General features: G+C 41.8%; 24 protein-coding genes. 21 read left to right on the top strand and 3 right to left on the bottom strand.

Translation table 11 applies throughout. The features are described from left to right. Nucleotides 1-5 precede the first annotated feature (5 nt). Nucleotides 6-1,421: a dipeptidase gene (locus L3V42_RS01155; RefSeq protein ID WP_238471046.1), complete on the bottom strand. Its 1,416-nt coding sequence runs from the start codon at nt 1,419-1,421 to the stop codon at nt 6-8. A 151-nt stretch (nt 1,422-1,572) separates the two neighbouring features. On the opposite strand from L3V42_RS01155, the gene L3V42_RS01150 reads away from it, so the two are divergent. From L3V42_RS01150 to ftsW, 9 genes are all read left to right on the top strand, one after another. After that, the gene (locus tag L3V42_RS01150; RefSeq protein WP_238471045.1) at nt 1,573-3,144 is read left to right on the top strand and encodes an ABC transporter substrate-binding protein; all 1,572 of its coding nucleotides are present in this window, start codon (nt 1,573-1,575) and stop codon (nt 3,142-3,144) included. A gap of 75 nt (nt 3,145-3,219) precedes the next feature. Beyond that, a complete protein-coding gene (locus L3V42_RS01145) occupies nt 3,220-4,134 on the top strand; it encodes an ABC transporter permease (protein WP_238471044.1) in 915 nt (304 codons plus the stop codon). A gap of 30 nt (nt 4,135-4,164) precedes the next feature. Then, nucleotides 4,165-5,043, top strand: coding sequence for an ABC transporter permease (locus L3V42_RS01140; RefSeq protein ID WP_238471438.1), 879 nt, complete (start codon nt 4,165-4,167; stop codon nt 5,041-5,043). A 13-nt stretch (nt 5,044-5,056) separates the two neighbouring features. Then, on the top strand, nt 5,057-6,061 hold the full coding sequence (locus tag L3V42_RS01135) for an ABC transporter ATP-binding protein (protein ID WP_238471043.1): 1,005 nt from the start codon (nt 5,057-5,059) through the stop codon (nt 6,059-6,061). After that, nucleotides 6,039-7,031 carry an ABC transporter ATP-binding protein gene (locus tag L3V42_RS01130; protein WP_238471042.1) on the top strand — a complete coding sequence of 331 codons (993 nt, stop codon included), beginning with the start codon at nt 6,039-6,041 and terminating at the stop codon, nt 7,029-7,031. Before L3V42_RS01135 ends, L3V42_RS01130 begins: the two co-directional genes overlap by 23 nt. 19 nt (nt 7,032-7,050) lie before the next feature. Beyond that, nucleotides 7,051-8,223: a M20 family metallopeptidase gene (locus tag L3V42_RS01125; protein ID WP_235763691.1), complete on the top strand. Its 1,173-nt coding sequence runs from the start codon at nt 7,051-7,053 to the stop codon at nt 8,221-8,223. Between the two features lie 259 nt (nt 8,224-8,482). After that, complete coding sequence (locus L3V42_RS01120) at nt 8,483-9,130, top strand: helix-turn-helix domain-containing protein (protein ID WP_238471041.1); 648 nt, start codon at nt 8,483-8,485, stop codon at nt 9,128-9,130. Between the two features lie 20 nt (nt 9,131-9,150). Next, on the top strand, nt 9,151-10,302 hold the full coding sequence (gene rodA, locus L3V42_RS01115) for a rod shape-determining protein RodA (protein WP_238471040.1): 1,152 nt from the start codon (nt 9,151-9,153) through the stop codon (nt 10,300-10,302). 8 nt (nt 10,303-10,310) lie between these two features. Next, complete coding sequence (gene ftsW, locus L3V42_RS01110) at nt 10,311-11,429, top strand: putative lipid II flippase FtsW (protein ID WP_238471039.1); 1,119 nt, start codon at nt 10,311-10,313, stop codon at nt 11,427-11,429. Nucleotides 11,430-11,524: 95 nt separating this feature from the next. On the opposite strand, the gene L3V42_RS18435 is transcribed toward ftsW, so the two are convergent. Further along, nucleotides 11,525-12,139: a zinc-binding dehydrogenase gene (locus L3V42_RS18435; RefSeq protein ID WP_238471038.1), complete on the bottom strand. Its 615-nt coding sequence runs from the start codon at nt 12,137-12,139 to the stop codon at nt 11,525-11,527. Nucleotides 12,140-12,148: 9 nt separating this feature from the next. After that, complete coding sequence (locus tag L3V42_RS01100) at nt 12,149-12,349, bottom strand: hypothetical protein (protein WP_238471037.1); 201 nt, start codon at nt 12,347-12,349, stop codon at nt 12,149-12,151. Between the two features lie 253 nt (nt 12,350-12,602). Here L3V42_RS01100 and L3V42_RS01095 point away from each other — a divergent pair, with 253 nt between their 5' ends. The 12 genes from L3V42_RS01095 (at nt 12,603) to L3V42_RS01040 (ending at nt 25,207) form a co-directional block, all read left to right on the top strand. Continuing rightward, complete coding sequence (locus tag L3V42_RS01095) at nt 12,603-12,866, top strand: TetR/AcrR family transcriptional regulator (protein WP_238471036.1); 264 nt, start codon at nt 12,603-12,605, stop codon at nt 12,864-12,866. Further along, nucleotides 12,863-13,078 (top strand): hypothetical protein, encoded by a 216-nt coding sequence (locus L3V42_RS01090; RefSeq protein ID WP_238471035.1) that lies wholly within the window; start codon nt 12,863-12,865, stop codon nt 13,076-13,078. The genes L3V42_RS01095 and L3V42_RS01090 overlap by 4 nt, the downstream gene beginning before the upstream one ends. A gap of 74 nt (nt 13,079-13,152) precedes the next feature. Next, nucleotides 13,153-14,022, top strand: coding sequence for an ATP-binding protein (locus L3V42_RS01085; protein ID WP_238471034.1), 870 nt, complete (start codon nt 13,153-13,155; stop codon nt 14,020-14,022). A 15-nt stretch (nt 14,023-14,037) separates the two neighbouring features. After that, nucleotides 14,038-15,954, top strand: coding sequence for a vWA domain-containing protein (locus tag L3V42_RS01080; protein ID WP_235764119.1), 1,917 nt, complete (start codon nt 14,038-14,040; stop codon nt 15,952-15,954). 195 nt (nt 15,955-16,149) lie between these two features. Further along, nucleotides 16,150-17,367 (top strand): MFS transporter, encoded by a 1,218-nt coding sequence (locus tag L3V42_RS01075; protein WP_235764121.1) that lies wholly within the window; start codon nt 16,150-16,152, stop codon nt 17,365-17,367. Beyond that, nucleotides 17,354-18,007, top strand: a complete 654-nt coding sequence (locus L3V42_RS01070; RefSeq protein WP_235764120.1) for a YdcF family protein — start codon at nt 17,354-17,356, stop codon at nt 18,005-18,007. The genes L3V42_RS01075 and L3V42_RS01070 overlap by 14 nt, the downstream gene beginning before the upstream one ends. A gap of 273 nt (nt 18,008-18,280) precedes the next feature. Next, nucleotides 18,281-18,703: a hypothetical protein gene (locus L3V42_RS01065; RefSeq protein WP_235763473.1), complete on the top strand. Its 423-nt coding sequence runs from the start codon at nt 18,281-18,283 to the stop codon at nt 18,701-18,703. Next, on the top strand, nt 18,703-20,058 hold the full coding sequence (locus L3V42_RS01060; RefSeq protein WP_238471033.1) for a tripartite tricarboxylate transporter permease: 1,356 nt from the start codon (nt 18,703-18,705) through the stop codon (nt 20,056-20,058). Before L3V42_RS01065 ends, L3V42_RS01060 begins: the two co-directional genes overlap by 1 nt. Before the next feature lie 127 nt (nt 20,059-20,185). Next, nucleotides 20,186-21,595, top strand: a complete 1,410-nt coding sequence (locus L3V42_RS01055; protein ID WP_238471032.1) for a hypothetical protein — start codon at nt 20,186-20,188, stop codon at nt 21,593-21,595. Between the two features lie 151 nt (nt 21,596-21,746). Next, complete coding sequence (locus tag L3V42_RS01050; protein ID WP_238471031.1) at nt 21,747-23,315, top strand: ATP-binding protein; 1,569 nt, start codon at nt 21,747-21,749, stop codon at nt 23,313-23,315. 14 nt (nt 23,316-23,329) lie between these two features. Beyond that, entirely contained in the window at nt 23,330-23,992 is a 663-nt protein-coding gene (locus L3V42_RS01045; RefSeq protein WP_238471030.1) for a response regulator, read from the top strand. Between the two features lie 237 nt (nt 23,993-24,229). Further along, complete coding sequence (locus L3V42_RS01040; RefSeq protein ID WP_439651877.1) at nt 24,230-25,207, top strand: DctP family TRAP transporter solute-binding subunit; 978 nt, start codon at nt 24,230-24,232, stop codon at nt 25,205-25,207. Nucleotides 25,208-25,212: the final 5 nt, after the last annotated feature.

Genomic DNA, 25,212 nt, shown 5'->3' with positions numbered 1-25,212 from the left:
AGTTTTCACTCCGAAATATAAACAATCCTCGTCTCCCTCGTTTTCCCGCCGTCATTACTCTCCGCCTCAAACGTGACGACATGGAACTTTTCCTGCAGCTTATCCTTTACTTTAAATGACATTTTGCCGCTTTTTTCATCAAAATCTGCCTCATAAGCAACTCCATCAATAATCATATGCAAATTATCTTGATTAATGTTAGGAAAATCAGCTTCGGCAATCTTCGCTTCTAAAAGAGGGGTTCGGCTTTCGAAGGCTTCCCCCATTTCAAAATCAAGCTGAACCTCTGGTCCTGTACCGTCTCTATGTTCATTCATCTCGGACACTTCCTCGATTTCTTCCAGGACACGCAGCATGTTTCCGCCAAGGACTTTTTCAATATCCTCAAGTGAATAGCCGCGATAAACAAGCTCTTCTGTAATGTTTGGTAAATCTGCTGCAGTCTGTAAATCGACTGGAAGTACCGCCCCGTCGAAATCGGAGCCAAGGCCGACATGGTCGATCCCCATCACTTCTACTGCATAATCGATATGGTCGACAATATCGGTTACGTACCCGTTGGCATTGTCCGTTAAGAAGGCTGGATAAAAAACGATGCTCAGTATACCGCCATTCTCTTTTAAAGCAAGCATTTCTTCGTCTGTCAGGTTACGCTGATGCTCTTTAATTGCATTTACGCCCGAATGGGAAGCGATAATCGGAGCTTTCGTGACTTTGATTGTATCTGCAAATGTCGTTCGTGCCATATGGGAAACGTCGACTGCCATCCCAAGCCGGTTCATTTCTTTAATGACCGCAGCACCGAGTTCTGTTAGTCCGCCGTTGGAAGTAGTTTTTGCCGGATCACCATATACTTGATCAGCACCTTCGCCAAGAGCATTCGAATAATTCCAGTTAAAGCCAATCACTTTGACGCCAAGATCGTGATATTGCCTGACGAGTTCAATCGCATTATGCTCCTCCAATGAGTAAGCCCCTTCAATTGTCGGAACCGCAGCTAGTTTTCCATCCTTGATAGTTTGCTTAATTGCCTCTGTATCTCTTGCAATTTCAAAGGCTTCCGAATGATGATCCGCTGTCCAAAATAAAGCATTGATTAAAGCAAGCGTTCTGCTGATGGCACGTGGATTATTATCCTGATATCCAGCAGTGAAAGCTGCAAAAAACGCAACATCAAGTCCGCCTTCTTTTGCTTTAGGAATATCGAGTGCTAAGGCAGTGTCTTCACCAATATCTAACACCGGCAGCCAGGTGTTCTCATCTACTATTTTCATCATCGTGTCGTTATGAGAGTCGACAATAGGCGGATCGAAGGAAACAGGGTCCGTTGCTTTCAAATGAGGCAAAGCGGCGTAAGAAATATTAGTTGGGTGCAGAAAACAGATGACAAGAAAAATTAAGAAAAGAAAGCTTTTTTTCATAGAAAATCTCCTCGGATAAACTAGATTCTTTGTCTATAAGTCTAGCACAGAATCTAAAAAAACGTTATGGTTCTAGGTCTGTCTCCGCTTGGATTCGCATATATATGAAGGAACATGTTGCTTGCGTCACGCAATTAAAAGGAGGGGGCCGATGAAAAGAAAGCTTTGGATGCTTGGACTTCTGGTTATGGGCTTGTTTCTGATTGTTGCTTGCAGTAATGATGATGGGGACGGGGAACAAGAAAAGGACACGGATGAAAAAACGGAGACGAGCGGGGATAATCGAACACTGACGATTGCACTAGGTTCCGACATGGTTACATTTGATGTGCATGATCATATCAATACATCAACGGAAGCGATTCATGTGAATATGTTCAACTATCTCGTGAAGCGCGATAATGAGACTGGCGAAATTTTGCCGGACCTTGCAGAGTCGTTTGAGAACATTGATGACCTTACTTGGGAATTTAAATTGAAAGAAGGCGTCACCTTCCATAATGGAGATGAATTGACGTCAGCTGATGTGAAGTATTCGCTGGAACGGGTAGCAACTGGTGAAGAATTGAAGGATTATACGAATTATAACCAGATTAAAGAAGTAGAAATTCTGGATGATTACCGTTTCCGCATCATCACCCATGAACCGGAGCCAGTGCTGCTCAACCGCATTTCACGGATTGCTTCAGGAATATTGCCTTCCAAGTATATTGAAGAAAACGGTTTTGATCACTTTTTGCAAAATCCAATTGGAACGGGCCCCTTTCAATTTGTTGAGTGGGTAAGAGATGACCGGATTGTATTTGAAGTGTACGACGATTTTTTTGAAGGGAAAAATGAGGATTGGGATCAACTCGTTTTCCGGATTATTCCTGAAAACTCGACACGGGTTTCAGAATTGTTGACAGGTGGAGTTGATATTGCCGTTAATATTCCGCCGGCGGATTGGGACCGGGTCAGCGATCATGAGGATACGTATTTAGCCCAAGAGACTTCAAACCGGACGTTGATGATCTTCTTACGGTCGACAGAAGGCTATCCGACTTCAGATCAGCGAGTTCGGGAGGCGCTAGATCTTGCAATTGATAATCAGGCAATAATTGATAGCTTGCTAGGAGGAGCAGGGGTGCCGACGATTACACGGGTTGCACCTGGGAACTTTGGATTTGCAGAACATTTATATGATACGTATAACTATGATTTCGACCGGGCGAAAGAACTGCTCGCTGAAGCAGGGTTTCCGGATGGTTTTGAAATGACGTTTCATTCTCCAAGGGGTCGATATTTGCAAGACGCGGAAGTTGCGGAAATGGTTGCGGGTATGTGGGCGCAGATTGGTGTGACAGCAAATATTGAATTTATGGAATGGAGTAATTTTGTTGAACTCCGAAATGCCCATGAGAATGAAGATGCTTATTTACTTGGTCTCGGAAACTCCATGTTTGACGCAGCGAATGCACTGGATTGGTACAATGCAGAGCGGTTTGAAGGGGAAACGGATTACCGGAACGATGAGGTCGAGGAGCTGCTTGCTGCAGCCATGACAAACATGGATCTTGAGGAAAGAAATGAGCAGTATATTCAAGCACAGGAACTGCTTGCAGAGGATGTCGCTCACATTGTATTGCATATGGAATCAATCAATATTGGCGTAAGCGAAGGAATCGATTATACACCGACAATGGATGAAATGATTTATGTAGATACGATTACAAGAAAGTGATTGGCATGGAATCTCCCGGAGGCATGCATGATTTGCTTTCGGGAAGTCCTTCCGATTTGGAAAGAGGGATGAGCAATGCATTATTTTTTAAAAAGAGTGTTGGAAATCATTCCCGTATTGCTGATCATTACGTTCATCGTTTTTACGCTTGTCTTCATCGCCGGTGATCCCGTCGCATTGCTGCTGCCGGAAGATGCGACTGCCGAGGATATCGCAGCACTGCAAGCAGCATTGGGGCTCGATGATCCCTTTTATGTACAGTACGGAAGATATGTTGTAAATATGCTGCAAGGGGATTTTGGAACATCTTTCCGTTACGGAGAAGATGCTATGTTGCTTGTCTTAGAAAGACTCCCGGCTACGATTGAACTTGCCATCGCTTCTATCCTCGTTGCGATAATGATCGCTATACCTTTAGGCATCTGGTCGGCTACAAAAAAGAATTCAAGCATTGATCTCTTAGCAACCGGTGCAGCTGTGCTTGGAAAAGCGATGCCGAACTTCTGGTTGGGAATTATGCTCATTCTCGTATTTTCTGTAACGTTCTCCGTGTTCCCTGTGTCGGGAAGAGGATCATTTTCCCATTTGATTTTACCAGCGATTACCCTTGGAACAGGGATTGCCGCGGAAATGACAAGACTGATTCGTTCAAGCATGCTTGAGACACTTGGGCAGGATTATATCCGGACGGCAAAAAGTAAAGGCTTGAGAACAGGAATCGTCGTTTATAAGCATGCTTTCCGGAATACGCTCGTTCCCGTCGTTACAATCATTGCACTTCAAACATCGACACTTGTCGGGGGTACATTAATTACAGAAACGGTATTTGCTTGGCCAGGTATCGGACAATTGCTCATTCAAGCGGTGAACAACCGCGATATGGCGATCGTCCAGGCTTGTGTCATGGTCATTGCTTTTTTCGTCATTATGATGAATCTGATTGCCGACTTATTGTACCAGTTATTAGACCCACGGATTAGGTATAAATAGGAGGTGGGTAAGTTGTCCCGTTCGCTCTCGATGCATGGTACTGCAAAGAAAAATTCGAAGATGAAGCGCTGGATGAAATTGCTGTTTCGGAGTAAGACAGGTACGGTCGGACTTTTCATCGTTGTTTCAATTGTGCTTATTGCTATTTTGGCGCCATGGCTTGCACCGCATGAACCGCAGACAATCGATCCGGTAAACACCCATAAGCCTCCTATGTGGATGGAAGGAGGGGATCGGTCGAATATACTCGGTACGGATAATTTGGGAAGAGATATCTTAAGCCGCATTATATACGGTTCTCAAGTTTCCTTATTAGTCGGTATTTCTTCCGTCGTTCTCGCTGGGGTCATAGGTGTGCTTGTTGGACTTTTCACCGGATATTTCGGCGGCTTTCTTGATACGTTTTTCATGCGGCTTGCTGATTCTTTTTTAGCCATTCCGAATATTTTATTAGCATTGGTCATGTTAGGTGTATTTGGTCCTGGTTTGCTAACTTTAATCCTAGTTCTAGGGGTGACCAACTGGGTGCAATATGCGCGGATTATCCGTAGTGAGGTTTTATCGATAAAGGAAAGGGATTTTATCCGGGCGGCAAAATCGATCGGTGTGAAACATCGTCATATTATTTTTTCCCATTTATATCCGAATGTTATTTCTTCCTTTATTGTTGTTGCGACGTTAAGTGTAGCAAGTACGATCATATTGGAATCCTCTTTAAGTTTTCTAGGTTTGGGCATCCAGCCGCCGCAAGTATCCTGGGGAACGATTCTTAGTGATGGGAGAGATTATTTGGCGACGAGCTGGTGGTTAGCAACATTTCCTGGGCTTGCCATTACGATCTCTGTGTTAGGAATTATTTTCCTTGGTGACTGGCTGCGGGATATCCTTGATCCGCGAACGGTGAAGTGAAGGAGGCGATGGAATGGAGCACGCATTATTAACCGTCAACCGTTTAAAAACGTATTTTTATACAGAGGATGGTGTCGTGCCAGCGGTGGATGATGTCTCTTTCGCGATTAAGAAAGGGGAAGTCGTTGCCATTGTCGGAGAATCCGGCTCAGGGAAAAGTGTAACTTCCTTATCGGTCATGCGGTTAATTGAAAATCCGGGAAAAATTGCAGGCGGTGAAATTCTGTTCGAAGGCAGGAATTTAGTTGACATATCGTTGAAGAAAATGCGCGAGCTCCGCGGGAATCAACTTGCAATGATTTTTCAGGAACCACTGACGTCTTTAAATCCAGTGTTTACAATCGGCAATCAGCTTGCGGAATCGATTCGACTTCATCAGAAGAAAAATAAAAAAGAAGCAATCAAAATTGGCATCGAAATGCTAGAGAAAGTTGGAATCGCGCGCGCAAACCAAGTTTATGACCAATATCCACATGCATTAAGCGGGGGGATGCGGCAGCGCGTCATGATTGCGATGGCATTGTCTTGTAATCCGAAGCTGCTGATTGCCGATGAACCGACGACAGCCTTAGATGTAACGATTCAAGCACAGATTCTTCGGCTCATGAAAGATTTGATTGAGGAATTCGGAACTTCCATTTTATTAATTACCCATGATCTTGGTGTAGTCGCTGAAATGGCTGATCAAGTTATTGTGATGTATGGCGGTCAAGTCGTGGAGCAGGCAGACGTCTTTACGTTATTCAAAGAGCCGAAGCACCCTTATACGAAAGGGTTGATCGATAGTACGCCAAAGATCCATGAATGGAAGGAAGAGCTTAATTCGATTCCTGGCACGGTCCCTGGTCCATTTGAGTTCCCAGAAGGATGTAAATTTGCCGATCGTTGTCCATTTGTAATGGATAAATGCAAGGCGGAGAGTCCCCCTGTAATAGAAATTGGAAAAGGACATGTGGTCCGGTGTTGGTTGCATGGTGAGAAGGGACTGAAGTTGAATGAGTCAAAATCCTTTACTTGAAGTTCGTGGGTTAAAGAAATCATTCGACGTGACAAAAGGTTTTTTAAAAAAAGAAAAACATTATCTTTATGCGGTGAATGATGTTAGTTTCACCCTTAAAAAGGGGGAAGTATTAGGAATTGTTGGTGAATCAGGCTGCGGGAAATCGACACTTGGAAACTTAATTGTTCACCTGCATGAACCAACAGCTGGAGAGATTTTGTTTGAAGGGATTTCTTTGCTTGACCTTCCCGCAGAACAATTGCGGAGGCGGCGGGCAGACATCCAAATAATTTTCCAAGATCCTTTTTCTTCCTTAAATCCCCGAAAACGTGTGTTTGATATTATTGCTGAACCACTGCGGACACATCTTGCATTAAGTAAAGCAGAACTCAAACAAGACGTACTCCATTTAATGGAGCTCGTCGGTTTGAATCGTTCATACCTCTATCGCTATCCGCATGAATTCAGTGGTGGCCAGAGACAGAGGGTAGGGATTGCAAGAGCGATTGCACTCCGGCCGAAGCTGATTATATGTGATGAGCCGGTATCTGCGCTCGACGTGTCCATTCAATCACAAATCTTAAATCTATTGAAGAAGCTGCAAAAGGAATTGCAGCTCACATATCTTTTCATTGCACATGGTCTGCCGGCTGTAAAGCATGTGAGCGACCGGATTGCGGTTATGTATTTAGGTAAAATCGTTGAATTAACAACAAAGGAAAAGTTGTTTATGAACCCGATGCATCCGTATACGGAGGGACTGCTGTCAGCAATACCGATTCCAGATCCTACAGAACGAAAAGAGCAGCGTAAACTACTGGAAGGCGATATCCCAGACCCGGTTAACCCACCTACAGGTTGTAAATTTCATCCTCGTTGTCCATATAAAACAGAAATTTGTTCGCGAATTGAGCCGGAATTTACAGAGAAAGAAGTTGGTCATTTTGTTGCTTGTCATCATCCGCTTGGAAAGGAAAACAAGGAATAAAAAATTATAGAGAAGGAATGTGAAGGAAATTAGTACATGTGATGTACTCCATTATGTAACGACAAATAAGGGGAAGTTAAAAAAGGAATTAATCGAATTGGTAAAAGCGGAGTCGCCAAGTCATGATAAGGCGGCATTGCTCTCCTGTGAGCAGAAGATTAAACAGATTATTACCGGTCATTTCGGAGATCAATTTACGCTGGAAACGTTCGGCATGGATGAGACTGGAAATCATTTAAAATATGAAATACGAAAGCAACCTGGTCCACGGATTTTATTTTTATCTCATTATGATACGGTTTGGAGAAAAGGGGAACTCCCAGTAGCTGAAAAGAAAGAAAAAATTTACGGCCCGGGAATTTTTGATATGAAGGCTGGATTACTTTGTTCAATCTGGGCAGTGAAAGCCTTGCTTGAGACAAGGGGAAAGCTCTTGTTTTCTCCAGTATTTTTATTTACGGCTGATGAAGAGATTGGGAGTATTACTTCTAAAGCTATTATTGAAACAGTGGCTGAGACCTGTGATGCCGTATTTGTAATGGAGCCACCGACATCAAGAAGTCATGCACTTAAATTAGAACGGAAAGGAGTCGGAGCGTATACCATTACGGCGACAGGGAAAAGTGCGCATGCTGGAAACCACCACGCGGAAGGTGTCAGCGCTATTTTGGAAATGTCCAAGATTATTCAAAAGCTGGAAGGGCTAACAGATTATAAAAAAGGGACAACAATTAATGTAGGGAAAATAAATGGCGGTTCGGTCAGCAATGTGATTCCAGAAAAAGCGGAGATTGAAGTTGATTTTCGGGTGAAGAATAGCGAAGAAGCGAAACGGATAGAGACCGTTATTGAATCACTTTCCGTCAGCCACCCTGAGATTGATCTTCTGATCGAAGGCGGATTGAATCGTCCGCCGCTGGAAAAGACAGCTGGAAATGCTGCACTCTTTGCGATCGCGAAACGGGCCGGGAAGAAGCTGGGGATGAAGGTGAAGGGAGCAAGTGCCGGCGGTGGCAGTGATGGAAACTTTACGTCTGCTCTCGGCATTCCGACATTGGATGGTTTAGGAATCCCTGGCGGTGGTCCACATGCAAGGAGTGAGCATATCAGATTTGATCTTTTTCCGCAGAAGTGTGCGCTCGTTGCATTGGTTTGTGAACTGTTTAGTGAAAAAATCGAGTTGTTGAAGTAAGGGGTTAATCAATTAATGATTGACCTCTTTATTCGTTGTACGGGAGATGAATCGGAAACGATGGATTATAGTTGCTGCGCCTGCTGGATGCGCTAGTGCAATCGCTTTTCGGTGGGACGAGTAGCAGCAGTCCAAGGTATCGCGCAACGAATCGCGCTTTTAACCTGCAAGGACGCTTCCGCCTTTATTCGTGTTGACAAAACGTCACCACTTTGATAGATTCGACAGAGTTAATGTTTATAGAGAGGCAGGCGGTCCAGTGGCTGAGTATCGATTTGAAACGTTACATAGCGTATTGCGTGATTTGATGGAGGAGAAACAATTTTCCATTCGGAGATTAAGCAGAGAATCAGGTGTGGATCATGCAACGATATCTAGGATATTGAATGGTAAACGGAAAGCGAACGTTCGTCATCTACAGCAATTGTCAGAAGGACTCGGTACGGATGTTTTACCACTCATGCAAGCTGCGGGTTATATTGAGGAAACGGATGAAAAAAGAACAAATGAACTGCAATCTGTATTTGAAAAAATACAATATATGTTATCTCTAACGGATGGATATGAAAAAGGTTTTACAGAGAAAGAGCTGCAACAAGAAATCATCATTTACGAGGAACAAAGTTTAACAGATGAAGGAAAACAAACAATTCTAGAGCGTTTCCAGGAAAAAATAGCGAAAATAGAAGGACAAGGCCCGTATATTCAACAGCTGCACTCCATGTTTACTCGATTTATGAACAGAAAAGGTTCTGCGAAGGAACTTGGTTTAATCGGAGCAGCTTTGCTTTATTTTGTTATTACGAAGGACTTAATGCCGGATTTTCTTTTTCCTGTAGGTTTCATGGATGATGCTCTCGTCGTACAAGTCGTGATGAAGCGGCTCGATAATAAAGAATTCGGATAGAAAGGCTAAGAAGGGTCCCTATGTTTGGAGAAAAGAAGCAATTAGATACTACAATATTAATAACATTAGCAGGGTTATTCGTATTCAGCATTATTGCCGTTTATAGCGGCTCAGGCCAATATGTCACGGACAACCCCTATCACTTTGCGGTGCGGCAAGTTATTTGGTATGGGATCGGCATCAGCATGATGATCGGGATTGCTCGTTTTGATTATGAGTTATTAAAGCGAATAGCACCATATCTTTACTTCATCTGTGCCGGTTTATTGCTTCTCGTATACCTTTTTGGCACGGAAAAAAATGGCTCACAGCGCTGGTTAAGCTTTGGATTTATTGAAATTCAACCGTCTGAATTTATGAAAATAGCACTAATTATTTACCTCGCCTCTGTCTTAAGTAAAATTGGTTCGGAAAAATTAGCTTTTAAAAAAAGTATCATGTTTACGTTTCGAGTTGGCCTTGTTTCGATTATTCCTTTCTTGCTTATTATGGTGCAGCCTGACTTAGGTTCCGCATTAGTTATTATAGGCATTACCGTATCGATTCTCGTTGTTTCGAGTATATCACCTAAGATGATCGGATTAATTTTCAGTATAGGGGCCGTGTTCACTAGTCTTTTAGTTTACATATTTTATTTTCATCAAGCATTATTTACACGCTTCTTCAAGCCACATCAGCTATCACGAATCTATGGCTGGCTCTATCCGGAACAATACACGTCCGATTACGGGTATCAATTACAGCAGGCGATGCTTGGAATTGGTTCCGGGCAAATAGGAGGCAAGGGAGTGAATCAGGGAGTACAGGTGCAGAGTGGGAAGGTTCCAGAAGCCCATACCGATTTTATCTTCGCAGTAATCGGTGAGGAATTCGGCTTTATTGGAAGCAGTATTCTCATTTTTATTTACTTTTTACTGATTTATCGTCTCGTACAAATAGCGAATGAATCAAATGATTTATTCGGCAGTTTTATTTGTATAGGGGCAGTTGGTCTTATCTCCTTACAGGTTTTCCAGAATATTGGGATGACGATAGGAGTTACACCGATTACAGGCATAGCGCTTCCTTTCGTCAGCTACGGGGGCAGCGCATTATTAACGAATTTCATCGTCATCGGTCTTGTACTTAGTGTCCATTTACGGACGAGGAAGTATTTATTTGCTGATGAGTGAGAGGATAAATGACAATGGGCAAAATATTTTTAAATCGATTAAAATATATGGACTATAGTATCGTCATTGTGTCCTTTCTCTTGACGGGGTTTGGACTATTGATGATCTATAGTAGTAGTTATGTACTTGGCTATTTGGAATATGAATCCGCGAATCACTTTTTTTATCGACAGCTGCAGTGGTTCGGGCTTAGCGTCTTCTTATTTATTGTAGTGGCGCTGTTTCCTTACCGGAACTACCGGAAACTTGCTCCAATCTTCGTTATTGTTTCGATTGTGCTCCTAATTCTTGTGTTGGTGCCGGGAGTCGGGGTTGTAAGGAATTTCTCACAGCGGTGGGTGCAGCTTGGTCCTCTAACCTTTCAACCTACCGAAATAATTAAATTATGTATGGTTATTTATTTTGCTTCCTTTTATTCGAAGAGTGAGGAAAAGCTTGCTTCGTTTAAAACGGGGGTGTTGCCTCCGCTAATTATTTTATCTGTTATGTTTTTACTCATATTAATGCAGCCTGATTTAGGCTCTGCTGCTTTGATTCTATTTGCATGTGGGTTCATTATTATCTGTTCGGGAGTGAAGAGCCGGCATTTGCTCATGTTGGGCAGTTTCGGAATGGCGATTATGATCTATTTTATATCTTCGACCTCCTACCGAATGGAGCGGGTGACTTCGTTTATGGACCCATTTGCAGATCCGGCAGGGAGCGGCTATCAGCTTGTGAATGGATATATTGCGATTGGAACAGGCGGATTATGGGGGAACGGTCTCGGTAATAGTGTGCAAAAGCTTGGATTTCTGCCAGAGGCTCATACGGATTTTATTATGGCGGTCATTATCGAGGAATTGGGGATTTTCGGTCTCATTATTTTAATGGGCGCTTATTTGTTCCTCATGTTCCGCGGGGTACAGATTGCAAAAGGGTCGACGGATATGTTTGCGAAATTACTTGCAATCGGCATTACCTTTCAAATGATGACCCAAGTCATGATCAATCTCGGCGCCGTATCGGGACTGATGCCGATTACCGGTGTCCCACTGCCATTAATCAGTTACGGCGGTTCATCCTTACTTATCACCATGATCTCTTTAGGTATTCTAACCAACCTCTCCATCAAAAACCGAATGTGAAGCGGGACATGGGGTCAGAGCTTTTGTCCCACTTTATCCTGGTGTAATCGTCCGTAAAACATCCACCTCAAAACTTCCAGTCATGTCGAGAAAGGTTAAGCGGGAGATACCGGACGTCTAACACCTAGGATTTTTGGTTTTGCGGAATCAATGGCTTGATCAAAAATCGGTTTAACACCGGCAACTTCAAGGGAGGCATCTACTCCATTTGGATATTTTTCTTTAATGAATGTAACTGGGTTAATGTCTTTTGTATTCAGTACCTCTGTTGCGCCAACTTGTGTTGCTTTTTCCAACCGTTCATCAGACAAGTCAAACGCTAAAATTTCTTTTGCTCCGGCTGCTTTGGCTGCACCGATGACGAATAGACCGATTGGACCTGCGCCGAACACGGCAATGGTATCTCCATGTTTAACTCCAGCTTCCTTCACTGCTTGAGCAGAAACAGAAAGAGGTTTTACCAATGCTGCTTTATCCAAGGACAAACGATCTGGAATTGCCACCACATTATTTTCATTCGCTACAAAATATTCGGCGAAAGAACCATCTGTGTGCAGCCCAGCAAAGTAAAATTCATAATAGCGATCAACTAAATCGGAATGATTGCCGGATGTGACGACTGGATTCACAACGACACGATCACCTTTTTTATATGCTGTCACATTTTTACCGACTTCTTCTACAGTCCCTGAGAATTCATGTCCGTGCACGAGTGGGACTTACTCTCCTGTTAGTGGGTTTGGCTCGTCTACTTGAACAAGCAATGGACCACTTTCATATTCGTGCAAGTCAGTTCCACAATTTCCGGACCAACTGACTTTCACTTTTACATCATTGTTGCCAACTGGTTTAACGTCACGTTCTTCCACACGAACATCTTTATTTTCATACCAGACGGCTGCTTTCATTTTTTCTGTCATTACAATTCCTCCAGAATATTTAATCCTTTTCAAAATGATGTTGCACTTCTCTTTAACTTTATCATTGTTTTGACTAAAGTCGGATAACACAAAAGGTTTTAATGATGCTTAAACAACAGGTATAATAGAATTGTTGAGAAAATATTAGGAGAGCCGATATGAAACAGGACAGACGAGTTGCGCGAACACGTGGAGTGGAGCATTACAACATGCTTATCTTTGCCTGATGAATGTACATCAGGAGCATGAAATTATGGTTTCTATGATTGCCGATGAAGCGGATATCAATCGGGCGACATTTTATGCTCATTTTTCCAATAAAGAAGATTTTCTTGAAGAAATGCTATATGAACTATTGATGGGCTTTGAGCAGGCAATCCTTGATGTCTTTCAAGGAAAGCGAAAGATAAATGCTGCGAAGCTCACTCCAACAACCGAGGTGATGTTTCAATATATTGAAGCACATCAACAAGCTTTTTATGCACTTTCCAAAGGACATCATGATTTTGACAAGTGATTGGAAAAGTTATTTCATGGGTTGTTTACGGAGAAGATTTCATTAAAACAGAATCACCATTATGGGAATTGAATTATGAAATATTCATTCAATACCAGACGAAAGCGACATTAAGTTTGCTGCAATATTGGATCAAATCAAAATATGCGAATAGTAAAGCATACATGATGGAGCAGCTCACTTGCTTTCCAATACAAAAATTAAAAGTTTAAATCGGATATAATGGGCCCGGGTCTGGGACAAATGCTCTGACCCCGTGTCCCGTTTTTGAAAGGAGTAATTGTTGATGGATTATGTATTGCCAGATGTTGTGCAGGAACGGTTGGAGACGGTGCGGAGGAGAGAACCTGGAGAGTTCGAATATTTGATTCGCCCGGGTGGGTATGTGCCGCCGCATATGGATTTATTAGTGGATGCGATTGTTGCATTAAGCATGGGGAAGAATGTTTTATTGAAAGGTCCGACTGGATCTGGGAAAACGAAATTTGCAGAAACACTATCTCATCTTTTTCAGCAACCGATGTTCAGTGTGAATAGTTCAGTTGATCTTGATGCGGAAAGTTTACTCGGGTTTAAAACATTGGCATATGAAGGAGATAAACAGGTGATTGATTTTGTTCCGGGGCCGGTGACAAATGCAATGAAAGATGGGAGCTTCCTGTACATTGATGAGGTTAATATGGCAAAACCGGAAACACTCCCACTTATTAACGGTGTCCTCGACTATCGCCGTACGATTACGAACCCTTTTACAAATGAAATCATAACGGCAAAAGACGGTTTTGGCGTCATTGCTGCAATTAACGAAGGCTATATCGGGACGGTCCCATTGAATGAGGCATTGAAAAACCGTTTCATTGTGATTGAAGTGCCATATATTGAAGGCGACCAGCTGAAGCAGCTTATTACAACGACAACGAATTTAACAGATGAAAAATTAATCGACTTATTTGTTCGATTATCCGGAGATTTAATCACTGCGGTGTATCAAGGAAAACTACCGGAAGAAGCGGCATCGATCCGCGCATTGCTGGATGCCTGTGATTTAAGTACGCTTATTACGCCAAAGCGAGCGATCCTTCGGGCCATTACCGATAAGCTTGAGGAAGAAAGAGAACGGGAATTTATCGATAATTTAGCTGAAACCTTATTTTAAAAAGGAGAATACAAGATGTATCGTTTCCATGATTCACGGGTGAGAACGAATTATTATATGCAGCTTCAAGACTTAACAACTGTTTTATCAGGAGTTGCAGAATTGAAGTTTGAATATGGTTTTGGCGCTGGGGTGGACCTAATAGAACGAAAAGTAACTGCGAGCAGATTTTGGGAAAAGCTCGAATTGGAAACGCAAGAAGCAGGTTTGAAAAGTGATGTATACCTCCGGGCAATCGGGACGATGCGGTATTCTCATATACCTGATATGCAGGAATATATGCGAGATATTGAAGAAACACATCTGCCGAAATTTGCGGCTCAGCTATTTGCTTTATTTGAAGATATCCGTCTTGAAGAAATTGTTAAAAGTGAGCGTCCGGGAACGACTGGAATATTCCAAACACGGAGAACGTATTTTCAGCACTTCTTTATAAGACAGCTATCTGCAAATGTCACCCGCAGCAGGGAATTGGATGAATTGTTTTGTCTGATTTACTTACTTATTCAATCTGATCATCCTGATCCAGATTTTGCACGGGCCTCGGAACGGGCATTAGAACATCTGGAAATGCTAAAGCCTATGCTCTATTCTATTTATGAAGCAAGAACGAGCAAAGATATTAAAGAAATATGTGAACGAATCGTGTTTCATCTAGATGGTTTATATGAGAAGGACGCTATCAATGAATATTTTATTTTTCCAGTGAGTGAAGTACAGCGATATGAGAAAAATACGTTATTTGATGAACTGACACGTACAGATGAACTTACGAACGATGATGTAGAAGAAGTGAATAAAGAAGAGAGCGAGTATTTTGATGAGACCTTTTCCGCTTGGCACCGGGAGAATAAAAATGAGGATCGCAAGCAGAACTTCTTGCAGTTCGAGCTCGAGCAAGGAACGAAATCGAGTATGCTCGGTGGTGGTGTAAGAGAAACCGAAGATGCTGATCAGGCGATAGCAAGTATTCAAGGTGCAGCTGGGAAAAGTAAGCAGAATGATTATTCGAAAATGGAAGCGCTGGATGAACAAAGTGCGAAAGATGAAAAACAAGGAAGCGAGTCTGTCTATGGCGAAGAAAATACCGATGCTGTAAAGATTGTGAAGGAAGCGGAGGAGCCGAGCCCGGAAGATGAGAAGCTGTACCGCGAATATGTTGCGACAATCGAAATGTATCGGCGCCGGCTTGCCAATACGATTCGTAAAACAATCGAGCATAAGCAGACAAATCCAAGGAAGGACTTGCTCGTTGGCCGCTTATCGAATAAGTTGTTATCTGTCGTTCTTGAGGATAATCCGCGAATCTTTTATAAGAAAGACGAGGAATCTACTGAGTTTGATGCAGTGTTTACCTTGCTTGTTGATTGCTCTGCCTCGATGGTGAATAAAATGGAAGAGACGAAGAAAGGGATTATTCTGTTTCATGAAGTGTTGAAACAATTGAAAATCCCTCATTCCATAATAGGATTTTGGGAGGATGCGAATGAAGTGAGACCGGGACATCTGCCGAATTATTTCCATTTAATTCACTCTCATACAGATTCGTTATATGCCAATAACGGAGCAAAAATCCTTCAACTGGAACCGGAAGAAGATAATCGGGATGGTTTTAGTATCCGAGTAGCGGCGGAGGCACTTGAAGCTCGCCGCGAGAAGAATAAATTCCTGCTCGTTTTTTCTGACGGGGAACCTGCAGCAAGCGGCTATAATCAGAACGGAATCGTCGACACGCATTTAGCTGTTTCAGAAGCGAGGAAAAAAGGAATGGATGTGATCGGGATGTTCCTTGCAGAAGGCGAAGTTGGAGAAAAAGAAGAGTTCACGATGCAAAACATCTACGGCAAAGAACGAATCATGGTACCAACCGTCGCCGAACTACCCGAACACTTCACCCCCCTCCTTAAAAAGCTCCTCCTCAAGACCATTTGAGCAGGACACGGGGTCAGAGCTTTTGTCCCAGTGGAACAGAGGGTCAGAGCAATTGTCCCATTTTTCGGGGGACAATTGCTCTGACCCCAATGTCCCGCTGTGTTATAATGTATAAAATAGAATGAATATTATAGAAAGAAGCGATACATATTGGTGAAGCAGTCTGCTGTTAAGTTACAGCCACAGAACAGAACGATGTATTCGATTTTATTTATTATTGGTCTGACTCATTTGTTGAATGATTCCTTGCAGGCTGTTATTCCGGCAATGTTTCCGATTTTGGAACGTTCCCTCGGGCTTACATTCACGCAGCTTGGATTCATTACATTTACGTTAAATATGGTGGCATCTGTTATGCAGCCGGTTGTCGGTATGTATACAGACAAACGTCCGATGCCTTATGCCCTGCCGATTGGTTTATTGTCGAGCATGTTCGGAATGCTTGGTCTTGCCTTTGCACCGAACCTTCCAACGATTTTAATCAGTGTTGTTTTAATCGGATTAGGTTCTGCAGTTTTCCACCCGGAAGGTTCACGTGTTGCCTATCTTGCAGCAGGGAATAAGCGGGGACTTGCACAATCGATTTATCAAGTGGGCGGAAACAGTGGACAAGCACTTGCGCCTATTATTACTGCCCTTGTTCTTGTGCCGATGGGGCAATTTGGTGCAATTTGGTTTGTACTTGTTGCGTTTATCGCCTCCATGTTTCTTGTCTACATTGCAAGATGGTATGCGGGACAAGTGGAAGTCATAAAGAAAGTGACAGAAAAAGAAAAGAAATCCGCCGCGGAGCCAAAACAAAAGCAAAAACTTCCAAAAGTTATCCGTAATGCTGTGTTATTACTCGTGTTTGTCGTATTCATCCGTTCCTTGTATCATAGTGCGATTTCAAACTACTATGCTTTTTATGCGATTCAAAATTATGGCGTGTCGATCGCAGAATCACAAACCTTCATTTTTGTTTTTCTCCTAACTGGAGCGATTGGTACGTTCGTCGGAGGTCCGCTTGCTGACCGTTTTGGAAAAAAGATTGTTATTATGGGATCTTTACTCGTTCCCGTACCCTTAACAATCTTACTTCCATATGTCGGACCGCTCGTAGCACTTATTTTAATTGGGGTAATTGGAACGCTTATTTTATCCAGCTTTTCAGTGGCTGTAGTATACGGTCAAGAAATGATACCCGGAAAAGTCGGTACAATGTCCGGTTTAATCGTAGGTCTTGCATTTGGTATGGGAGCAGTCGGTTCCGTGTTTTTCGGAAGTTTAATTGACTGGATCGGTTTAAATCCTACAATGATTATCGTATCTTTCTTACCATTACTCGGTTTACTGACGATCAAGCTGCCATCTGATGAAAAGTTAAGACAAATCAACCGAGATTTTGGGAATACAGGATATGTCTCTGAGTAATCTATTAAAAATGCGTTATGTACTTCTGCTATTTTTATTGTTTCTTGTCACGTTCTTTTTCTTATTTTTTCGCTATGGCGGAGAGGTGCTTGTAGTGGAGGATGATTTGGAAGAAGTTGATGAGGCCGTATCGGTCTTACTAATGGGAAGTGTAGGCGACAGGGCTCTAGGTGCAATTGAACTTTATGAAAATGGAAAAGTTGATCAAATAGTAATGGTTCGGTCTCATCTTGCTGGGCATGAATTGTTAGAAGAAAATAACATTTCTATCCCAGGGGATGCGGAATTAAGCAAGAAGGTTTTAACTGATTCTGGTGTCCCAGAAGATAAAATAACGATCATTCCAGGAGATGCAGAGAGTACAAAAGACGAAGCGCTCGCTATTAGAAAGTATTTGCAAAATCATCCGGAAATTGATCAGTTGATTCTTACGACATCCAAATTTCATTCCTATCGTTCCAAGCTGATTTTTAATAAGGCACTGAAAGACGAAAATATCACCATCTATGCTGCCCCAACACCATATGATCCATACGAAGCGACCGGGTGGTATAGAGACCGGGAAGATATTTGGCGCGTCGCAACAGAATACATGAAACTAGCACACTATTTCTTTATGGAACAATTTCAAATGAATTGAAGCGGGACACGGGGGCAGAGCTCCAGTCCCGCTTTTTTTATTCAGCAATATAATAGATTAATTATAATTACTTTACATCATTCAACAAGACTCGGTATAATCGGATAGTGCGTAAAATATCTAAAAATAATCTATTCAACAAAGTTTCTTAATATTAAATCTTGTTGAAAGGATGATGTAACTGGTTCATTCCAACTTGTTTATATTATCACAAAACAAGCGAATGGACATACTAGAAATAGCTAAACCATACATAAGAAAGGAGAAACAAACATGACAGATAAACAACAAAAAAATAAAGAATCTTATGTTGAGGTAATTGGAGATACCGTTTATGGAAAACATCTGATCGCAACGATTAGTCTTAGCATTGTCTTGAGCCTGATTGGCTTTTTTATCGGAAAACAACTATTTCCGCATATTGCACCAGAACAAATGGTGAAGTCCTATTCCTTGCTTTTAGGAATTGCGGGAAGTTTAATCGCGCTATTACTCAACACTTTATTATTTAAACCAAAGCGCACCCTGAATGAAACGCCGAATACAAGTGCTGAGCTAAGTGCTGTATATGCAAAACTGCAGATTGATATCGAGGAGGAACGGGAAGCGATTATGAATGATCCCGTGACAGCAGCTGAAATGAAAAATCAAGGAATTTATGACATGTTTATGGATGAAGAGAGGGAAGAGCGTTAATGAATGTTTTACTACTTGCGATCCTCCTGGCAATTGTTGCGGGAGTAATTTTTACTTTAATAGGTCTTATTTCAGGTTCTGACGAAACGGCTGTTATGGTGCCGGCAACGTTGATTGTCGTGTTACTTGGTGCACCGCCTGAAGCGGTTTTTGCCTTCTTTATGTCGGCGGTGCTCGCGAAGCACTTGACCCATGCGATTCCGACAGCCTTAATGGGGGTCCCGGGGGATACGACGGCGGCTCCAATGCTTGAGCATGCGAACTTTATGCGCCGGATAGGTTTACCGCATATTGCCCTTAGAAAAATGATTTCAGGCGGGATTATTGGGGCATTCATTGCCCTTCCAATCGCATTATTGTTCGCCGTTTTCTTAAGTCAGTTCGGAACATTTTTCCAAGATAATGCCGGGATTATATTTACGTTAGCCGCCGTATTGATCGGTTATGTTTCAAAAGGACGTTGGGTCAGTATTTTGCTCATTGTTCCTCTAGCATTAATTATCCAAGGCTTCAATTTAGTCAGCACGACGATATTGGGGAATGGCTTGTCCATCAGTTTCTTTCTAGGACTCGCGATTGGACCGATGTTAACGGATATTTTACTCGCAACTTCAAGCAGCGCAAGACCACTAATTGAACGGAAAGAAAAAAATGAATATAAGCTTGCGCCAGAAAAGAAATCTTGGTCAGGATATTTCCCCAACCCATTTAAAGTATTGACGAAAAAGCAAACGGCCGCAGTTGGAGGAGCATCATTTATATCATCTCTAACGTTTGCACTTAGTCCAGTAGGGATGACGTCGCTAATGGGAGAGATTGTCGGGTCAAGAATAAAAGGACAGTATAAAAAATCTACGACGAGTCTTGCTACAATGAACGCGGTAACGGAATCGACTTATGTTGCTGAAACGCTTATCCCGCTTATTGCGTTCGGTATTCCGCTGAGCCCGGTTGCAATCGGACCAGCTCAAGCGTTATTTAATGCACCACCAGTATACACGACAGAACCGGTACATAATCTGCATACGATGCTTACGCCGATGGATTTCTTTATTTACGGTTTAATCGGGTTGGTTGTTGCATCTTTGATCGCATATCCGTTTTCGATGAATTATGCGCGAAAAGCAACTGTATTCGTGCTGAAGCGAATTAACCAGGAAGCAATTATTGCGATGTTTATTGGAATCGTATGTTTGCTTGCATTTTATGAAGGCGGATTAGTTGGGATAGTTGTCACCTTTGCCATGGCAATGGTCGGCGGGATGCTAAATCGTTTCCTTGGAGTAGGAGTCGGTGTCCAGTTCATGGTATTCTACGGATCCAGTTGGATTATTTCTACATTACTAGGGTTGTAATATTGGGGGGCAGAAGGTTTGTCCCACATCACTGGGAAAAACCCTCTGACCCCAATGTCCCCCCCATTGAAGGAAATGATTGGCAAGTGTACAATGGAGTCATCTTAAGGCAGGGAGTTTTGGAGAGATGAAGGGACTTGCGCAGTGGGGTTTGAGCTTATCGATTGTTTTATATGGTGTGTTGCATTTTTATACGTATTTTCATCCGCATGCGTTTTTACTTCAATTATTATCCATCAGTGGGACTGGCATCGTAATTTGTGGTGCAATCCTACTTTCCGTTAAAAATCTAAAAATGCCGCTCGGTCTTTTGCTGTTTGGCATCTTCATTTTAATTTACTCTGACATACCTCTACTCGAAGGAATTCTCCATGGACTCCGCCAAATGCGTAATATGATTGGCTTATTAATCCTTGTCCCCCTGATCAGCTGGGTCCTACGCGAAGAACCCTATATGGAAGCAATCGTTTCCTATGGAAATAAACTGCTTAATACGAGCAGGAGATTTTACCTTGGGGCCATTTCGTTTACACAAGTGATCGCATATTTTCTTTTGTTTGGCTCCATCCAGATGGTTTATCACTTTATTGATGAAATTCTAGCGGATAAACGCGGAGAAGCTTGGGAAAATTTCAAAGGGACCGCATTATTACGAGGGTTTGCTTTATCAACCTTATGGGTTGTCAGCATCCCGAGTTTTGTTTTTGTCGTGGAAATTATGGATGCTTCTCTTTATCTATCGATTTTACAAGGATTTGGAATGGCGGTAGTCGGAGTTGGTATTGCGCTCGTATTCTCTCATTTTGAAGAAAAGAAATTTGGTGTTAATTTAACCGCAGGAGTCCGTAGTGAATTTGAAGAAGTATTGGGGGCAAATCCGCAAGACCGTTTAGTCCAGCGTGACTTTAAAGAGTTTATAATACTTTTTGTGTCTCTATTTGGCACGATTTTCATTTTACAGGGCTTTTGGGACATTGAACTGCTCGTCTTGATTCCGCTCGTTGTTATCGCGTGGATCATTTCTTATTTCTTATATAAAAGAAGACCCCATAAACTCCTGCAAAATTTAAAAACTCATATACGTAAAGATGTAGCAAGAGAGTCATACCAGCTTTGCATGATGCTCGGTGCCGGGATGATGATTTATGCGCTCAATCAGACTTCATTCGCTAGTATTGTCGTAGATGGAATCTATGGTTTGCAGACAGCACTGCCGTTTTTAAACATCCTTTATTTCCTGCCATTTATTATTATCATTCTTGGATTCTTTGGTCTTGGGCCGCTTACGGTGATGGTTCTTGTCGGCGGAATTTTAGGGAGCCTCCAATTACCTTATCCGCCAGAAATTATTGTGCTCGCCGTCACGTCTGGAAGTGCGATTTCCATTTTGCTCTCTCCGTTAATTATGCCTGTGATTACGCTAAGTGGTGCGAATGGTTTGAGTGGTTTCAAAAATGGAATCGTTTTTAATTGGAAATATGCACTTGTGCTTTATGTTGTCGTGCAGATTTATGTGCAACTAATGGTGGTATGGTAAAAGGCCGCGGGTGAGACGCGGCTTGCCATAATTTTACTCCATTGACAAAACAAATCCTCTCCAATATAATGATGAAAAATCTGATTATTTATGAAAATACATAATACTACGGAACCTTTCTAGAAATCTTCCATAAAAGTGGTGCCTCCATATGAAAAAAAGGATAAGATTACGGACAAAGATCCTCCTGTTGTCTTCTTTACTCGTCTGTTGCTCTGTTTTTGTAAGCGGAATCACGATGCTTTATAGTATTTCCGCTTCTTTTGAAGAGGAGATTGGAGAAAGGGCAATTGCAATTGCCCGAACAGTTGGTCAGCTCGATGAAATTCGTTCAACAGTCGGGAAGGAAGGTGGAGAAGAAACAATCCAACCGATTGCAGAACGGATCCGGTTATCTACAAATGTCGATTATATTGTCATTTTAGATATGAATAAAAAGCGCTACTCCCACCCCTCTGAATCTTTCATTGGCCAAGTATTTGAAGGCGGAGATGAGAGAGCGGCGTTTTCGGAGCTTGAATACATTTCAAAAGCAGAAGGAGATTTAGGCTTTGCCATTCGTGCGTTCGTTCCGATTATGGATGAAGAAGGAATAACGCAAGTAGGTGTTGCGGTTGTTGGAATTCTAGCACCGAATTTAAAAACATTATTAAAACAATATCATCGTAATCTTTTTTTCTCCCTCCTTGGTGGACTGTTGATTGGTTTAGTCGGTGCTTGGTTTTTAGCAAATAACGTTAAAAAACAAACTTATCGTTTGGAACCCTATGAAATTGCCCGGCTATTTGAAGAACGCTCAACCATTATGCAAACCCTCGATATCGGTATTATTGCAACCGATGACAGAGGGAAGATAAGCTTTATGAATCACTTGGCTGAGGAGTATACAGATGCAACGGATGATACCGCAACCTTGGAACAAGTCTTTAATAAAAATTGGTTGTCTTTTCAACGCGTAGAAGAAATGCATCTCACAAACAAACCGATCAATTTAGGAGGTACGATGTATCTTCTCTCGGTTTATCCAATCTTTGTAAAGGATGACCATGTCGGTTCATTACTGACCTTGCAAAATCGTTCGGTCGCCCATCAATTAGGTGAAGAATTGACTGGAGTAAAGGAGCTTGTTGGAGCACTGCGAGCCCAAAATCACGAGCATATGAACAAACTTCATAGTATCGGCGGTTTAATTCAATTAGGTAAGATTGATAAGGCGTTAAAACTGATTGTGCAAGAAACATCCGATGAAGAAAATCTTGTTTCTTTTATTCGGAATCATATTAAAGACTATGCCGTTTCTGGTCTAATATTAGGAAAGCGTTCCCGAGCGAAAGAACTTGGAGTTACATTCGATATCGAATTACAAAGTTTTCTGGAAGCTACCGTACAGGGGCTTAGTACCGGTGATATTATTACGATTGTTGGTAATTTGATTGATAATGCATTTGAGGCGTGTGACGCTAGAGATAAGAAAAAAGTAACTTGTCTCATTCAAGGGAATGAATCGTATTTTTATTTCTCTGTAACAGATACAGGAATCGGGATGACGGAAGATGAGTTGGGTTTTATATTCGATCAGGGGTATAGTTCAAAGGCAAAGGAGGGAAGGGGCATCGGACTCACTTTAGTTAAAGATATTGTAGACCTTAAGAAAGGTACCATCACCATTACTTCAGAAAAATATGAGGGCACGACAGCTGAAGTGGTGATCAAGGTATAGATTGGAGGGGTTTAATGATTAATGTAGTAATCGTTGAAGATGACCCGATGGTAATGGAGGTTAATAAAGGTTTCTTAGAAGAAATAGCTTCATTTTCATTAATTGGCAGTGCTGTGAAGGGGAAGGATGCAATAGAGCTAATTGAGAATCTGAGACCGGATCTCGTGTTGCTTGATGTTTATTTGCCAGATATAACTGGAATCGAAGTATTATATAATTTGCGAGAAAAACAGTTACCAGTCGATGTCATCATGATCACTGCTGCTAAGGATACGAATACCGTCCAAAAAATCTTTCGTTACGGGGCTATTGATTATTTAGTGAAGCCTTTTCATTTTGAACGCTTTCAGCAAGCCTTAACAAATTATGCGAAAATGTGGAAGAAGTTTTCGCATTATCAGGAAGTAACACAAGCGGATATTGATATGTGGTCGACACAAAAAGAAATCGAAAAAGATATATTACCAAAAGGATTAAGTGAGGTTACATTAAAACAAGTCATGTTAGCCGTTTCAGAACAAATTGAACCGGTAACAGCAGAGCAATTAGCAGTAAATCTCGGGATGGCACGTGTGACTGTTCGCCGTTACTTGGATTATCTCGAAAAGTCCAAGCAAATTAATATGCAAGTAGAATACGGGAAAGTAGGTCGACCAAGTAATTATTACTTTGCTTAAAGCGTTTGAAGCCCTTAAAGGGGCATTTTTTTATGTGCAAAACGATACTGAATCCAACTAGTTCCGACCAAAAAGACCAAAAAGAACAATATGTTTTTATTATTGCTCAGAATTTGTAAGCGCTTTATAATTTAAAACAACTTACTAATCGAAATATTGTAAAAAGGTGGAGGTGGAGATATATTAACCCAGTTGACTCATACTTCCCAATTCCTCCTCTTACTCGTTCTACTATTTATGCTTTCCGCCTGTGAAAAAAATGCCTATCCGGAAGATCATGAACAGTTGAGTGAGGAAGAACGGATTGTAATTCGTTTCTCTCATGTCGTTGGTGAAGATACGCCAAAAGGACTTGCTGCTAGAAAGTTTGCTGAACTTGTCAAGGAGCGGACAAATGGTTATGTCGAGATACAGGTTTTTCCAAATAGTTTCCTCTATAAGGACGGGGAAGAAATTTCTGCACTTCTGAATGGAGATGTCCAGATGATTGCCCCCTCAACATCGAAAGTAACTTCGCTTGTCCCGGAATGGCAAGTATTCGACTTGCCTTTTGCTTTTGAATCGTTTGAAGAAGTCCAGGAATATGTGAAGGGGCCGGCTGGCGAAGTTTTATTTAAGAAACTGGAGCAGGAAGGGATGTTTCCTTTGGCATTCTGGGATAACGGATTTAAACAGATGACGAATAATCATAGCCCATTGCATATGCCAGCAGACTTTTCGGGTTTGAATTTCCGAATTATGGCGAGTGACTTATTGTCTGAGCAATTTGAATTACTTGATGCAGATTCCCAAGTGGAAACATTTGACCAAGTATTTCCTGTATTGGACAAGGAGCAGCTCAATGCACAAGAAAATACATTTTCCAATATAGTCAACAAAAATATCCATTCCGTACAAGATTATATGACGATCAGTAATCATGGTTACTTAGGGTATCTTGTGCTGATTAATAATGAATTTTGGAAAAACCTGCCGGATGATATTCAAATAATTATGCTGGACACGCTTCGTGAAGTTACCGAATGGAATATGAAATTTGCTTCAGAAATCAATGAGGAAAATTATGAAGAATTACAAGCCTGCCGTTGTTTGGAAATTCATGAATTGACAGACACAGAAAAGAAACAATGGGAAGATGCTTTTATACCTTTATATGAAAGATTTGAAGAGAGGTATGGAGCTTCATATATAGAATATCTTCCAAAATATCAATAAAAAGA

It is taken from the genome of Oceanobacillus alkalisoli (assembly GCF_022213125.1).
Taxonomy (GTDB): domain Bacteria; phylum Bacillota; class Bacilli; order Bacillales; family Amphibacillaceae; genus Oceanobacillus; species Oceanobacillus alkalisoli.
Note: the sequence above shows the minus strand (reverse complement) of the source record. Positions and strands in the feature narration are given on the sequence as shown.

Excerpts from the sequence above, each read along its gene's own strand:
- L3V42_RS01085 (WP_238471034.1), top strand. The coding sequence starts at position 13,153 with ATGGATTATGTATTGCCAGATGTTGTGCAGGAACGGTTGGAGACGGTG.
- L3V42_RS01075 (WP_235764121.1), top strand. The coding sequence starts at position 16,150 with ATGTATTCGATTTTATTTATTATTGGTCTGACTCATTTGTTGAATGAT.
- L3V42_RS01130 (WP_238471042.1), top strand. The coding sequence starts at position 6,039 with ATGAGTCAAAATCCTTTACTTGAAGTTCGTGGGTTAAAGAAATCATTC.
- L3V42_RS01070 (WP_235764120.1), top strand. The coding sequence starts at position 17,354 with ATGTCTCTGAGTAATCTATTAAAAATGCGTTATGTACTTCTGCTATTT.
- L3V42_RS01045 (WP_238471030.1), top strand. The coding sequence starts at position 23,330 with ATGATTAATGTAGTAATCGTTGAAGATGACCCGATGGTAATGGAGGTT.
- L3V42_RS01150 (WP_238471045.1), top strand. The coding sequence starts at position 1,573 with ATGAAAAGAAAGCTTTGGATGCTTGGACTTCTGGTTATGGGCTTGTTT.
- L3V42_RS01100 (WP_238471037.1), bottom strand. The coding sequence starts at position 12,349 with ATGACAGAAAAAATGAAAGCAGCCGTCTGGTATGAAAATAAAGATGTT.
- rodA (WP_238471040.1), top strand. The coding sequence starts at position 9,151 with ATGTTTGGAGAAAAGAAGCAATTAGATACTACAATATTAATAACATTA.
- L3V42_RS01060 (WP_238471033.1), top strand. The coding sequence starts at position 18,703 with ATGAATGTTTTACTACTTGCGATCCTCCTGGCAATTGTTGCGGGAGTA.
- ftsW (WP_238471039.1), top strand. The coding sequence starts at position 10,311 with ATGACAATGGGCAAAATATTTTTAAATCGATTAAAATATATGGACTAT.
- L3V42_RS01050 (WP_238471031.1), top strand. The coding sequence starts at position 21,747 with ATGAAAAAAAGGATAAGATTACGGACAAAGATCCTCCTGTTGTCTTCT.
- L3V42_RS01080 (WP_235764119.1), top strand. The coding sequence starts at position 14,038 with ATGTATCGTTTCCATGATTCACGGGTGAGAACGAATTATTATATGCAG.
- L3V42_RS01140 (WP_238471438.1), top strand. The coding sequence starts at position 4,165 with ATGCATGGTACTGCAAAGAAAAATTCGAAGATGAAGCGCTGGATGAAA.
- L3V42_RS01095 (WP_238471036.1), top strand. The coding sequence starts at position 12,603 with ATGGTTTCTATGATTGCCGATGAAGCGGATATCAATCGGGCGACATTT.
- L3V42_RS01040 (WP_439651877.1), top strand. The coding sequence starts at position 24,230 with ATGCTTTCCGCCTGTGAAAAAAATGCCTATCCGGAAGATCATGAACAG.
- L3V42_RS01135 (WP_238471043.1), top strand. The coding sequence starts at position 5,057 with ATGGAGCACGCATTATTAACCGTCAACCGTTTAAAAACGTATTTTTAT.
- L3V42_RS01065 (WP_235763473.1), top strand. The coding sequence starts at position 18,281 with ATGACAGATAAACAACAAAAAAATAAAGAATCTTATGTTGAGGTAATT.
- L3V42_RS01055 (WP_238471032.1), top strand. The coding sequence starts at position 20,186 with ATGAAGGGACTTGCGCAGTGGGGTTTGAGCTTATCGATTGTTTTATAT.
- L3V42_RS01155 (WP_238471046.1), bottom strand. The coding sequence starts at position 1,421 with ATGAAAAAAAGCTTTCTTTTCTTAATTTTTCTTGTCATCTGTTTTCTG.
- L3V42_RS01145 (WP_238471044.1), top strand. The coding sequence starts at position 3,220 with ATGCATTATTTTTTAAAAAGAGTGTTGGAAATCATTCCCGTATTGCTG.